The organism is Kitasatospora sp. NPDC091257 (assembly GCF_044757675.1).
GTDB classification, from domain to species: domain Bacteria; phylum Actinomycetota; class Actinomycetes; order Streptomycetales; family Streptomycetaceae; genus Kitasatospora; species Kitasatospora lactacystinica.
On the sequence record NZ_JBIVVI010000085.1, the window covers coordinates 1 to 13,719 of the forward strand.

Here is a 13,719-nt window from a genome sequence, read left to right on the forward strand (position 1 = left end):
ACACTCTCCCCCACCCCCCCGACCGCCCTACCCCCCCCGCGGGGGGGGGGGGGGCGCACCCACGGGGGGCCCCCCCCCCCGGTTTGCGGTGGTCCCGGCCGGGCCGGGACCACCGCAACCAGCCGGTCAGTACGAGTCGTTACCGGACTGCCGTTCAGAGAAGCTGGAAGGACCACTCCTGCTTCCAACCGCCTTCACAGCTCCATACCCCGAGCTGCTTGAAGTCGGAGTCGTGGGTGAGGCAGTCGTCGTCGCCGATCTGGATCCGGTACTTGCCGTTGCCGAGGCTGACGAACTCCCACTTCTGGTTGGAGGTGTTGCCCCAGGCCTGCTGCTCGGCGACATAGGTCTCGGGGTTCTCGGTGAGGTTGAACCCGAGGTCGTTGACGATCCGGTAGCGGTCCCCGCCCAGCGGCTTGATGGTCCAGCGGGACCCCTTGTACCCCAGGATCCCGCCCACGATGGGCGAGCCCCAGCTCGCGGTCTCGGTGGGTGCCGAGGCGCCCAACCCGTTGGAGAGCTTCAGGAACAGCGGCCGCTCGATCGGGATGCTGGAACCGCCTCCGCTCGTCGGGTCCTTCGGGTCCTTCGGGTCCTTCGGGCCGGTCGGCGTGCCCGGTTCGGCCGGGGTGATCACGCCGCCGGACGTGGACTCCAGGACCCACTCCTGCTGCCAGCCCTGCTTGCACGTCCACACGCCGAGCTGCTTGAAGTCGGCGTCGTGGGCGAGGCAGTCGTCGTCGGAGATCCGGATCCGGTACTTGCCGTTGCCGACTCCGACGAGCTCCCACTTCTGCTTGGAGGAGTTGCTCCATGGCTGGAGTTCGGCCATGTAGTTGCTGTTCTCGGTGAGTTCCAGGCCGTAGGAGCTGGTGATCCGGTAGCGACCGCCGCCCACCGGGGTGAGCTTCCACTGGGATTCGCTGCCACCCCGGATCCCGGGGACGACCGACGCGCCGGCGGAGCCGCTGAGCGGGACGGCGCCCAGGCCGTTGTCGAGCTTCAGGTACACGTCGGCGCCGTTGCCGGTGCCGCCGCCGGGCGTGGGCGGGTTGGTGGTCGGCGGGGTGCCGCCCCAGGCCCAGTTCTGGTTGGGCGCGTCCCGCCGGTCCTCGGAGCCGCAGGCCCAGGCCGCCACCGTGCTGCCGTTGGCGGTCCGGCCGCTGAAGTCGTCGATGCAGACGTCCTTGGACCGGTCGTCCTGGTCCGTCATGTGCCGGAAACCGCCGCTGGGCGACATGTTCCAGCGTTGGCCGGGGATCTCCAGGCAGTCCCAGACCTGGAGCTTGGTCCCGTTCGCGGTCTTGTTGGCCTCCAGGTCGAGGCACTTGCCGTTGGCCGCCTGGAGCTTGTAACCGTTGTAGGTCCACTTCTGGGCGTCGCCGCTGTTGCACTCCCACATCTGCACGGGGGTGCCGTTCGCGGTGCCGTTGCCGCTGACGTCCAGGCAGGCGTGGTAGCCGGGGCCGCTGGAGTCGGGGGTCAGGCTGCCGGTCCTGGTGCCGTAGCCGGACCGGGCGGGGAAGTGGATGGTGCGCACGTCGCCGTCGCACTTGTAGGGCCGCGCGGTGCCTATCCGGCAGGTCCACGGCTCCTTCTTGACGGTGTCACCGTCGTTGCCGGTGAACGCCCAGTTCAGGTAGCCGCCGTCGCCCCGGTTGCGGAAGGTCGAGTCTCCCTGGAAGACCCAGATCCGGAACACGTCGTAGCCGGACGGTTCCTTCTTCTCCTTGTCCAGGAAGTGGTTGAGCTTGTAGGTGGTGTCGATCAGCACCCCCTTCATGTCGGCCTTGTACTCGTTCTTGAACCACTCGGTGTCGTACAGGTCGGTGCCCACGGTCTTGAACACCATGACGTTGAACCCCGGGAACTTCGCACTCAACTTCGTCGCGGTGCTCTGGGTGAACTCCGCGTTGTCCAGCTTGTTGAGATTGGCGGCGTTGTGCATGAGCCTGATCATGTCGAAGGCGGAGTTGATCAACGCGGTCATGCAGTTGCCGCCGCCCGGCGTGGCCGGGGTTCCGCAGGTCTTGTCCACCGGGGCCGCCGCAGCGGGCGCGGCGGGCGCGGCCTGGGCCTGCGCGGTCAGGCCGGAGACCACGGCGACGGCGGCGACCCCGCAGGCCAGGGCGCGTTTCAGGCGGGAGAGGAGGCGCAAGGTCGGAACCATCTTTCTTCTCGGGGAAGTTGGATGGTAGGCACCGGAAATTCCCCGTCCCGCAGCTCCTGACGCGATCCATATGACAAGATCAAGAAGCCTGACGCCTTTCACCCGCCACCCCGGCCGGCGAGCCCTGCGGACCGGCCTCGATCCCCGTGGCCCGGGCGAGCGGCCGTCAGAGAGTCGTCAGAGATTGGAGGACCCGCGAGGTGTCCACATCACCGGAGTTCCGCGGCTTCGACCTGGTCCGGCGCGGCTACGACCGCGAGCAGGTCGACCACTACCTCAGCGCCCTGTCCGGAGCCGTCTCACCGCCGCCCCCGCCGGCGTTCCCCATCAGGTGGCGGGGCTACGACCGCGAGCAGGTCGACGCGCGCATCGCGGACCTCCTGCGCGGCCGGGGCGGCAACGCGTAACCCACGTGGCGGGCCCTTGGCGCAGGAAGTCGGACCGGCCGACTTCCTGCGCCAAGCGGTGTCCAGCCCTCCGGCGGCGAGGACGAGGCCGGTGACGTCGCCCATCACCCCGCCCCGCCCGGCGCCGCGCGTCCCGGCCCCGGTCCCGTTCCGGATCCGGCCTTCGAGGAGGTTCCCTAACCGGCGGCGCCGTCCTGCGAGATGACGGCCTGCGCCCGCTGCGTCCGCGCGCTCAGCTGCTGAGCGAAGCTCCGCAGGGCGTCGGCGTTCCTCGCGATGTACTGGTTGTCGTAGGCGGTCTCCACCGCGACGAGCCGGCCGACCGTGTTCAGGGAGATCTTGCAGGCGATGTCGGCCTCGGCCGTCGACACCTCGTCCGGGCTGCGCGGGGGCGGCGTCGCGGCCAGGGGGGTGGTGCCCGCCGCGCCCCACTTGCGGTCGCTGTAGGCGTCCGCCGGGTTGGCGTAGCTGTAGCCCTTCTCCTTCATGCACGCGCTCCACTCCGCGTACGCGGCGGTCAGGCGCGGGTCGGTGAGGGGGATCCGGGGGCCCTTGTCGGGCAGGCCCTGCGCGGTGCCCGGCACAGGCGGCGGCCCGCCGAGCGCGTCCGCGCCGGCCTGCCGGCAGCCTCCCTTCGGCACCGGCCTGCCGTTGAAACTCGTGACCGGCTTCCCCGAGGGGTCCGCTCCGTAGAGCACCGAGGCGACGTCCGGGAAGAGGGTGGAATCGGGGATGACCTGGTTCCGGTCGTACCCCTTCTCGGCCGCCTTCGCCGGGGCGAAGTACCCGTAGAGCTGGGTCCGTTCCCTGGCCGCCGTCGCCGCCTGGGTGAAGGCGTCGTAGGCCTCCTACGGGGCCTGGAGGCCGAAGTCCCTCATGCAGCGGGCCGTGACGAGGTGCGAGGCCCGGCTGATCGTCACGGCCTGCTCGGCGGTCGGCTTGTAGCCGTCGAGCGGAAGGGTGATCTGCTCGGGCCGGTCGATGACCGGCACCCGGCCCGTCGGCGGCGGGCTGGAATTCGCCTGGCCCCCGCCGGAACAGGTGGAAAGGGAACTCACGGCCACGGCCAGAACGGTGAGCGCGAGCGGGGTACGTCCCCGCGGTAGCATCGGCATCGGAATTCTTCTCCTCCCCGGAGAAAAGCGGAGAACAGCGGGCGGCGGGCATCCGGAGGACGCCCGCCGCCGGCGGAATCACACGATCTGCACTTCGGAGACGTGCGCGCTCGTGAAGCTGAGGCTCCCGCCGGCGTAGAGGTTGTAGTTCGTGCCGTTCGCCGTGATGATGCCGTTGTTCCACTGCGAGGTAACCAGGTTCACGCCGTCGACGTTGGGGTAGATCGCCCCCACGCTGCCCGCGTAGCAGAGCTGCCAGCCCGACATCCACAGCTCGATGCCGTAGGCCTTCTGCTCGCCGCCGGGGCACTGCACGGGGCCGATGGCGCTGGCGGGCGAAGCGGCGACGACGCCTCCGCCGACCACGGTCGCGGCGGCGAGTGTCACCGCGGCAATTCGCTTGCTCCGAAGATTCATGGAAGTACCGCTCTCCCTGTCCCGTTCAACTGACGGATCGTTGCGACCTGGCGATACGGAATCATCGGCCTGCGCCGAGCCCAATTACCGGCCCTCGCGGCCCCGTACCGCCAACAACGGAAGAGAGTGGCATTCGCCACCGGGATCGACCAGCCCTTGCCGACGGGCCGACGGGATGAAGCGGGCAAAGGCGCCCTGGCGGACGGCGGGGAGGAATCCCGAAGACAATCTTCCGATTCGCTTCTGCCTGGATATGCCGGGAATTCACCGCCAGCGGAAATAGGTTGACGTACGTACATCGTCAAGCGGCCTTCCGGCGGTCCTCCGGCCGCCGTCTAGCGCGCAAGCCACAGGGCGGCATGATCGCCACCTTGATACGGCGCGTCGCCAACAGAACCGCTGCGGACACGGAGCCCGGATGCCTCTCGACATTCGGCCGCTTGCACTGCTCGACGCCTCTGAGCAGCACCTGGCCGACTACCACGCGACGCGCCGGGTGAGGTCGCCCCCGAAGCCCGCGGCGGCGGCCCGGACCATGAGGGGGCAGGCGGGCCTGCCCACGTGCCGGTCCTGGTACCGGCCGACCGAACGGCATCGAGCATTCCGCCGGCCCGCTCGGCGATGATCAGCGCGGCGACCGGGAACCGGCATTGGCCGCCCTTGCAGATCATAGCGCCGCGGCGGGACAGGCCCACTTCGCGATGTTCTCCAGGATGGTGTGCACATCATGCGGAAGGGACAGCCAGCGGCGATCCCCCTCGGCGCTGATACCGGTCTCGTCGGTCAGCTTACGTACGGCCACGCCGGCCAGCGCGGTGCCTTCGGGCTCCAGGTGGCCGCCAGGGGTAGCCACTTACTGATCGTTTCAGAATGCCGTCCGGAGCCGTCGTAGGCAGATGATGCTGCAGGCGAGTTCGAGCAGGCCCTGGTGGAGGTCGGCGCGTCGCTCGTAGCGGGTGCGGAGCCGCTTGAACTGGTGCAGCCAGGCGAACGCGCGCTCAACGACCCACCGAACCTTGCCCAGCCCGGAACCGTGGGCCACGCCGCGTCGGGCGATCAGCGGTTTGATGCCGCGCTTCCACAGCAGGCGGCGGTACTTGTCGAAGTCGTAGCCGCGGTCGGCGTACAGGCGCCGGGGCTTGCGGCGAGGGCGTCCACGCAGGCCCCGGATCGGCGGGACGGCGTCCAGCAGCGGCAGGAGCTGGGTGACGTCGTGGCGTTTGCCGCCGGCCAGGGTGATGGCCAGTGGCGTGCCCCGGCCGTCCGTGATCACGTGGTGCTTCGAGCCCGGTCGAACGCGGTCGACCGGGCTCGGTCCTGTTTTGGGCCGCCGCGACGGGCCTGGTGGTGCGAGCCGTCAATCACCGCCCGCGACCAGTCCAGCTCGCCGGCACGGTGCAATTCGGTCAGCAGCACCTGGTGCAGCCGGTCCCACACGCCGGCCTCGTGCCAGTCCCGCAGCCGGCGCCAGCAGGTCATGCCCGAGCCGAAGCCGAGCTCCTGCGGCAGCCACTCCCACTGGATGCCCGTGTGCAGCACGAACAGGATCCCCTGCAGGCAGCCCCGGTCGTCCAACGGCGGACGGCCGATCCTGCGAAGCCGCTGCTGCCGCACCGGCAGCAGCGGCTCGATCCGATCCCACAGGTCATCCGACACCAACCACGGCGCTCTCTTCCCCACGGCCTACTCAACGAGCCGATGGACAACCAGACATGGGGACGAAGCCGTTCTGTTAGCTCCTCTAAATCTTGGGAGCCTCAACCACCTTCAAGATTTCTTTTATTGTCACAACCTGCCGCCATTAACAGTAACCGCACCCGTTGCACCTAAATCCATTCAATGCCCAGGCCGTCTAGATATGAAACCCCATCTATCTTGCTGGTTCCGACCTGTACCTCAAAGTATTGATCAATTGGGCCCCAAGGGGCGGTGCGGGAAATCGATGGGCCTACCTGGGCAACAAGTGAGTCGCCCATATAGGTTCGACAACCTGGCGCAGGCCATCGCCATTCAAGAAACCCGACCTCATCCATCGGTGCCAGAATTTCTGGCAAAAGGTTAGCTGGTACGTGGGAGCACAATCGTGAAGCTCTGGAATTCATGACAGATTCACCAATGGCGTTATGAAGCAGGAGATCCGACAGCTCCTCGGATGCCATTTCCCAGGCCCGATGCAGAGCGGATTCATACACCACATTCGGGGTGCTGACGTCAAATGCCCAGCGCCAATCCCCAGAAGAATCTGTCATAAAAATGGCCATCCCATCGCGCGGCTCGATTGCGTCACATGGAATCATCTTCTGTGAAATTACAAGTGGAATACTCCACTGCATTTCCAGCGTGAACCACGCCTTCAGCGGAGCTGGGAGCCAGGCCGCCGCGGCAGGAAGCGTCGCCGCGGGAACATCGCGCGGCCCGTACCAGTCGGTCAGGAATCGAGTGAGGTCTAGGCTTCTAGGGTTGATCACATCGGCATTGTGCCACAGGACGCGCCCGTGAGTGACCTCGCTGCGCAAGGGAGTCGCATCGGCCGCGGCCAGTGTATGCGAAGGCGCCCAACGTGATTACGGCCATTAATGAATCGACCGCCCTCCATGTCAATAGCGCCTCGGGGTTCGATAAAATTAGATTGAACCCCGAGACACTAATCCATCACGGGAACTTTGGCCTCTTAATTGGGCCGCTGGGAAGGCGGTATACGACCGTCAGTTCGGAGTTCTTCGGAATCATGACAGGAAGAGTCTGCTTGCAGACTGGACAAACGGGCCAGTTGTCTATGAAAAGCGTCCCCCTGGTGGCCGAATACTCCTTCATGAGAAATGCAGCCTGAGTTTCAACGTGATTCTTGTTCTGATTGAGGGCCCCATGGGGCAGCACAAAGCCGCGGACGAGGTTATCTTGTCCCGAGCTAAGATCAATTGGCGCATCTGCTGTATCAAGCCATAGCGATCCATTTGTGCCACCCGGAAATTTGAATTCTTGGGCCGCGGATGCTGCCCATTCCAGGCCATGCCCATCACATGGGGGATCTACATTGTGCACGAGGACCGGGGTGGCGCCAGCGAGCACATAGTACGTGTGGAGGTCGGCGATGGTGAGGTCGTAGGCGACCTGGGGGGCGGTGTCGTAGTTCCTTACTGCCAGGACGGTGGGAGTGCGACCGTCGATGGTGCGGACCGTGTGGCCGGGAACGAGTTCGGCGGCGTTGGTCCACTGGCGGGTGGTCTCGTCCCAGAACGGGTGGTGCTGGGTGCTGGTGAGGGTCTCTGCCGTTGCGGGTTCGCCGTTGGCTTCGTCGACCTGCAGCTGCAGGTCGACGAAGTGTTCATCGTCCGGCGTCCGGATGGTGCGGATGACCGACTTGGACTCGGTTTCTCCTGTTGTCGGGTCCGTCGCCTGGACCTGGTCCCCGAGTTGGAGGGATTCGATCGCCTGGGTCGTGCCGTCGGCCAGGAGGACACGCGTGCCGGGCGGGAAGCTGTGTGTGGCGCCTGAGCCATTACACGAGAGGGCCGACAGGGCGTCGGACACCTGGTCGGCTACGTTTTCGGCCTTGTCCGCCGCCATGGCGGCTTTCCCGGCCTTTCCGGCCATCGCGAACAGGCGCTCGCCGGGGATGGCCCCCGCAAGGTTCTGGGCCGCGCTCATGTAGTGGCCGTCGGCGGCGTCCATGACGGCAGAGCCGACAGCGCCAATGGCGCTCACACCGGGGATGTACTGGATCGAGTCGAACATCCCGTGGATGTTCTGCTTGAGCGATCCGCCGCGGTACACGATGTGCATGTGCGGGCTCACGACATTGGGGTGTTCCTTGCTCCCGCTCCAGTGGTTCCAGTAGAGCTCGGTGTAGGTGCCGTCGGCCTCGCGCTGGAACGTTTCGGTGTTGATGTTGCCCTTGCTGTCGTAGCAAGTGCCGAATCCACCGCAGATTCCCTCGGGACGCAGTCCGCTCGGGTCGGTGAGGTTGACGGGGTTGTTGTTGCTGTAGGCGTAGCCGTTGATCTGTTGCGGGTCGGTGAGGTCGAGGACGGGGTCGACGGAGATGAAGCGGCCGTTGGCCGCGTCGTACTCGCGCGCTCCGAGGTGGGTGAGGCCGGTGGTGGCGTCGTTGGTGCCGCCGACGAAGCCTCGTTCGGTGGGCCAGGTGGCCGGCTTCTTGCCTCTGAGGGTTCCGAAGGGGGTGGTGTCGCCCCGGGTGTACGCGAGGTTGTCGGTGTTGATGGTGAGTTGGGCGGTTCCCTGCTGGTCGTTGATGAGGTAGTTGAGGGTGCCGTCGGAGGCCTTGACGATGGTGGAGTTGGCGACGGTGATGTACCGGGTGCCGGTGACCTTGTTGGCGGTCTTGTCGAGCTTGAGTTCCTGGCCGTCCAGGTAGAGGGTCACCGCGTCGGGCTCACGGCGCAGCAGGCGGGTGCCGTTGGCGTCGTAGAGGAAGGTCGTGCTTTTTCCCGCGGTGGTGGACTTGGCGAGGTGGCCCTCGGTGTCCCATTCGAGGGCTTGGTCGCCGTCGGCGGTGACGCGGCGGACGGTGTTGCCGGCCTCGTCGTAGGTGAAGGTGTCGGTGCGGGCTCCGGTGCCGGTGATGTCGACACGGGAGAGGGCGTGGGGTCGGGTGCCTCCGGGGGCGGGGTAGGTGGAGGTGCGCTGGACCTGGTCGGTCAGCGGGGTCTCGGGGCTCTGGGTGAGTTGGGCCCAGGGGTTCCAGCTGCCGGTGGAGTAGGACCGCTTGGTGTAGTTGAGGGTTCCTCCGGCGGCGGTGACGAGTTTGAGGTCGCCCGAGGAGCTGACGACTGCCGCGGACAGTGGCTGGTTGAGCTGACCGACGACCTGGCTGACGTTGCCCCAGCTCGTCCAGGTGGCGTCGGGTTTGCGGACGGTGTGCCAGATGTTTCCGCCGGCGATGGCGGCGACTTCGAGGCCGGCGCTGGTGGCGGTGGCGGTGATGCCGGTGGGCGAGCCGAGTGCGCCGGTGGCGCCGTAGACGTCGCCCCACTTCTGCCAGGTGGCGTTGCCGAAGCGGACGGTGTGCCAGACCTTGCCGCCCGCGATCACGATGACCTCGAGGCCGGAGCCGGTGGGCGCGCTGGTGACACGGGTGGCTCCGGTGAGGCTGCCGGTCTCGCCGTAGACGTTGCCCCAGGTCGACCAGTTGCCGTCGGGCTTGCGCAGGGTGTGCTTGAGCGCGCCGTCGGAGAGGGCGAGGACCTCCAGCCCTGAGGCGGTGGCGGACAGGGAGAGCTGGCTGGGGTTGGCGATGGAGCCGACCACGCCGGTGACGTCGCCCCATCCTGCCCATCTGCCGTCGGGTCCGCGCAGGGTGTGCCAGATCCTGCCGCCGGCGACGGCCATGATCTGCAGGGTGTTGTCGGCCCAGGCCGCCGCGACGTAGTCGACGGGGGCGGGCAGAGGCCCTGCCTGGGTCTTGTGCAGGTTCTCGAAGTTGGGCCAGGTTTCATTGGCGCGCTGCTGGGAGAGGTAGACCTGGCCGTCGGAGATCGCGACGGCGGTGGTCTGGCCGTCACCGGCGATGGCGACGGAGGTCACCTTGGTGGTGTCCATCAGCGGGCCGGGGGCGGCGCCGAAGTTGCGGTTGGTCGCCTGGGTGCGGTTGCCCGCCGCGTCGTAGGTGTAGCTGCTCCAGTACGGGTCGACTCCGCCGACGTAGGGGCCCTTGTCCGGTGTGGGCTGGGCCACGCAGTTGTCGGTCGCCGACCAGGCGTTGGTCAGGCGCTGGGCGAAGTCGTACGTGTAGCACTGGGTGTCCGTGACGGCGGCGTTGTCGCGGTCGTCGCGGACCCGCGTGATGTTCCCGATCGGGTTGTAGGTGTAGGTCTTGTCGTTGAGGGTCTGCGGCTGACTCCTGTCGCGGTCGGTCTGGACCTGCGCGAGGCGCTTGGTGGCGTCCTCGTAGGTGAAGCTCTGGTAGGCGCCGGAGCCGAAGCGGCCGATGGTGCTGAGCGTGAGCTGGCCGTACGGGTTGTACGAGGTGCCCTGGGAGTAGACCTGGTTGCCGCCGTCGCTGACGGTGGTGGGCAGTCCCAGCAGGTTGTAGTTGCGATGGACGCCCTCCTGGGGGAGTCCGCCTCCGGCCGGGTAGGTCGTGGTGTCTGCCAGGCCGGTGTTGGGGGTGTAGGTCTGGGAGGTGGTGTAGGTGCCGGCGAGGGCTCCTTCGCTGTCCGGAATGGTGACGGTGCTGCCCGTGGGCCGGGCCGCGCCGTCGAATCCGGTGATGCTGGTGGTGTACGCCTTGCCGTTCTCCCAGCGGGTGCTGCCCGTGGCCATGCCGTTGCTGCCGGGCAGGGTGTCGAAGGCCCACTCGGCCAGCTTCGGGCCCGTGGTGGAACCGTCGAACATCCCGGTCTTCCGACCGAGGACGTCGTAGGTGTACGCGAGCGTCTTGCCGCGGGCGTCGGTGACGGTCGCCAAGGTGCCGTCAGGGTTGTAGGTGCTGGTGGTGGTGCCCCTGTCCGGGTCGACCGCCTTGGTCTGGCGGCCGAGCAGGTCGTACTCCCAGGCCCAGGCGTTGCCCGCGGCGTCGGTGAACCTGGTGAGCTTGCCGGCCGGGTTGTAGGTGTATTTGAGGGTCTCGTAGACGGAAGCGGAGGTGTAGTCCGGGCTGCCGGTCTTGTACTGCCGCACCTCGGAGGTCCGGCCGTGGGCGTCGGTGATGGTGAGCGTGGGTGTGCCGCCCTCGGGTGGGGTGGTTGCGCCCCAGTTGACCCCGTAGCGGGTGGTGGTGCGCCACTTCTCCACGTTCAGGGACTTGAAGATGCTGGCGGTGGGGCGGTCGAGGCTGTCGAACTCGGTCTCGGTCTGGGACGGGACCTTGTTGTCCAGGCCGATCCACAGTGCCGCTTCCGGCACGCCGGTGGCGTGGTAGGCGGCGTTGGTGCGGTAGATCCGGCCGTGGCTGTCGTAGAAGCTGTCGGTGAGGTTGCGGCCGCCATCGACACCGTACGCCTGCTCCTGGACCTGGCGCGGGCGCAGCAGGCCGTCGTAGAGGGCGATGCCGGTGCGGTAGTCGCCGTTCTCCAGCAGGGTTCTGGTCGTGACGGCGGGCTGCTTGCCCGGCTCGATGGTGTACGTGTACGTCGCGTTGGGCGAGGCGCTCTTGTCCCGGCCCGGGTTCCACACGGCCGTGGTGCGGCCCATGACGTCGTAGTCGACGTAGGTGGTGCGGTTATTGGCGTCGGTGACCTTCACCGGCAGGGCACGCAGGCCGTCGTAGGTGGTGGTGGTCGTGAACTGCTTGGCGTTGGTGGACTGGACGACCGTGGCCTGGGAACCACTCGCCGGAGTGTAGGACGTCGTCGTTTCCGCGTTGTTGACGTCCTTGACGGAGATGGCTCGCCCGTACTGGTCGTACGCGGTGGTGCTGACCGTCAGGTAGTGCGGGGTGGTGCCGTCGTAGCGGTCCAGGGCCTCCGTCGTGGTGGCGTAGCCCTTGCCCGGTTCCGGCGGGGATCCGGGGGATCGGCCGTCGTAGGCCGTCCTGGCTTCGCTCGTGACGGTCGCCTGGGTGGCGTTCGTCGAGCAGAGCGTGCTGGTGGTCTGGACGGCCTGGGGGTAGGAGATCAGCCAGTTGGTGGTGTCCGGGGCGACGTAGGTGGTGCGGGTGCACTGCTCGTCACCGGTGACGTTCGTGTCGCCCTCGTCGGAGACCGTCGTGGTCTGGCCGTAGCCGTCGAAGGCGCGGCTCTCACGGAGCGTGCGGGCCGTGCTGCCGTCGGGCTGGAACGCGTTGGTGGTCACGCTTTCGGTGCGGACCATCGTGGCGGTCACCGGGGACAGGGCCGTGGCCTCGGGTCGACCGGGCTCGCGCGGCAGGGTCGTGGTGGGCTTGCCGTCCTTGCTGGGCAGGGCCTTCACCGCGCGGCTGGCGGTGCTGCGGACCCACGGGGCGTTCACCGTGCTGGTGAGCGGCTTGCCGCCGTCCTGGTCGTAGACGATGCTCTCGCGCGCGAAGCCGGCGAGTTCGTTGCTGTCCTTGACGCCCTGGAGGAGGCTGACGGGGCGGGGTTGGCCGTTGGCGAGGGTGTCGCCGTCCATGCCGCGGAAGTAGACGGTCTCGGTCAGGCTCTTATCGGAGTCCCCGACGCGGGTGCGGACTCGCTGGTAGCCGCGGAAGTCGTTCCAGGTGCGCTCCTTGTCCGAGGTGAACTCGGAGTTGTCGCGCCGCCAGGCGGCCCCGTCGAGGTACTCGTAGGCGGTGACCTTGTCGGGGGACCCGGAGCCGGCCACCATGTCGTGCTCGGTGACCTTCTCCACGAGGTACTTGTGGAACCAGTCGAGGACCGGTTCGGCCCCGCCCTCAGGTGTCCACCAGGACGGGTAGCAGCGCCGGGTGTTGCTGTCCGGGGCGGGCAGGGCGCCGGCGACGCAGTCGATGTCGGTGTACTTGATGTCGGTGTTGGAGCCGGTCTCGGAGGTGATCCGGTTGATCCGGAAGCGGTACAGCGGCGAACGGCCCTCGGCGGAGTCGACCCGGTTGGGAAGCGGGTCGTTCCCGTGGCCGAAGGTCACCGGCTGGAGGGTCAGCTGGGCGGAGCCAGCCTTGGCCGTGCGGGTGATGGTCTTCAGCCACAGGGCCCGGCCGCCGCTGCTGCCGGTGGCGGGGAAGTCCTGGTCCAGGCTCCAGGCGTCGATGTCCCGGTAGCTGCCGTTGCTCTGCAGGGCTTGCGTGCTGATGCCCGTCAGTCGCCTCTTGGACCAGAAGGTCGGGGCGCCGTTGCGGCAGTCCTGGCCCTTGTCGCAGGACTGGTCGACCGGGGTGTCGTACCAGTTGGCGGCATTGGCAGTGAAGGAGCAGGCGGTCTCCACACACCGGTCGCTGGTGGAGAAGGTCACCTTGCCGGCGGGCGACGCATCGTAGACCCGGCCCGCGCGGTGCCCGTACTCGATGCGGTTCAGCGTGGCGGCACGGGTGTAGGCGCTGTCGGCCTTGGAGGTCCCGGTGCTGGCGCCGATGTTCTTGGCGTAGGCGTTCTTCTCCTGGTCGTAGAAGTACGCGATCGCGTTGCCGTGCGGGTCGACGACGTAGTCCAGCTGCCAGCGCCAGGCGCGGTCGCGCGAGGAGTCCTTGAACGCCGGGGCGTAGCCGGGCTCGCCCGGCTGGTTGCCGAAGACGGGCACGGTCAGGGCCGAGCCGGTCTCGGGCTTGCCCGTCGTCCATCCGGGCAGGCGGTTCTTGCCGAAGAGGTACTGGGTGCCGTCGGTCGTGGTGACCTTCCAGTACTCGTTGTCGGTGTCGCCGTTGGCGGTGTCCGTGGCGTTGCCGTTGAGCTTCTCCACGCGCGAGCCGTCGTCGTTGGACAGCTTCCACGTGCCGCTCGCGTCGTCGCGCACCAGCGTCGAGCTGCTGCCGTTGAGCGAGACCGTGGCGTTGTCGGACTTCCAGCACAGGTCACCGCCTGTGTCGGGAGCGTTGCTGCCCGAGCCCTTGTCACCCACGCAACCGGTGTAGCTGCGCTCGATGAAGCCTGGGTTGTAGTCCCAGCCGTCGCCGATCCAGGAGGACTGGTTGTTGGTGGACGCGGTGCGCCCGTCGATGGCCGCCGAGGTGTAGCCGAGGGCGACCTGGGGGGTCAGGTCACCGGGCACCGGCGGTACC

The 13,719-nt window shown here is 67.6% G+C and carries 9 protein-coding genes; 1 reads left to right on the plus strand and 8 read right to left on the minus strand.

All coding sequences use genetic code 11. The features are described from left to right. Positions 1-154: 154 nt before the first annotated feature. Positions 155-2,158, minus strand: a complete 2,004-nt coding sequence (locus tag ACIQOV_RS06365; RefSeq protein ID WP_401045527.1) for a ricin-type beta-trefoil lectin domain protein — start codon at positions 2,156-2,158, stop codon at positions 155-157. A 212-nt stretch (positions 2,159-2,370) separates the two neighbouring features. Between ACIQOV_RS06365 and ACIQOV_RS06370 the strand changes: the two genes are divergently transcribed. Then, a complete protein-coding gene (locus ACIQOV_RS06370) occupies positions 2,371-2,577 on the plus strand; it encodes a hypothetical protein (RefSeq protein WP_401045529.1) in 207 nt (68 codons plus the stop codon). Between the two features lie 176 nt (positions 2,578-2,753). On the opposite strand, the gene ACIQOV_RS06375 is transcribed toward ACIQOV_RS06370, so the two are convergent. The 7 genes from ACIQOV_RS06375 to ACIQOV_RS06405 form a co-directional block, all read right to left on the minus strand. Continuing rightward, positions 2,754-3,218, minus strand: a complete 465-nt coding sequence (locus tag ACIQOV_RS06375) for a hypothetical protein (protein ID WP_401045532.1) — start codon at positions 3,216-3,218, stop codon at positions 2,754-2,756. 207 nt (positions 3,219-3,425) lie between these two features. After that, the gene (locus ACIQOV_RS06380; protein WP_401045535.1) at positions 3,426-3,692 is read right to left on the minus strand and encodes a hypothetical protein; all 267 of its coding nucleotides are present in this window, start codon (positions 3,690-3,692) and stop codon (positions 3,426-3,428) included. A gap of 78 nt (positions 3,693-3,770) precedes the next feature. Further along, complete coding sequence (locus ACIQOV_RS06385; protein ID WP_401045537.1) at positions 3,771-4,109, minus strand: hypothetical protein; 339 nt, start codon at positions 4,107-4,109, stop codon at positions 3,771-3,773. A gap of 667 nt (positions 4,110-4,776) precedes the next feature. Continuing rightward, complete coding sequence (locus ACIQOV_RS06390) at positions 4,777-4,962, minus strand: hypothetical protein (protein ID WP_401045539.1); 186 nt, start codon at positions 4,960-4,962, stop codon at positions 4,777-4,779. Positions 4,963-4,974: 12 nt separating this feature from the next. Beyond that, positions 4,975-5,789, minus strand: a protein-coding gene (locus tag ACIQOV_RS06395) for an IS5 family transposase (RefSeq protein WP_401045541.1) whose coding sequence is annotated in 2 segments (ribosomal slippage) — positions 4,975-5,435 and positions 5,435-5,789 — 816 coding nt in all. Because the reading frame shifts where the segments join, the coding sequence is not laid out codon by codon here. A 146-nt stretch (positions 5,790-5,935) separates the two neighbouring features. Further along, a complete protein-coding gene (locus ACIQOV_RS06400) occupies positions 5,936-6,625 on the minus strand; it encodes a hypothetical protein (RefSeq protein ID WP_401045543.1) in 690 nt (229 codons plus the stop codon). 136 nt (positions 6,626-6,761) lie between these two features. Beyond that, on the minus strand, positions 6,762-13,709 hold the full coding sequence (locus tag ACIQOV_RS06405; RefSeq protein ID WP_401045545.1) for an RHS repeat-associated core domain-containing protein: 6,948 nt from the start codon (positions 13,707-13,709) through the stop codon (positions 6,762-6,764). Positions 13,710-13,719: the final 10 nt, after the last annotated feature.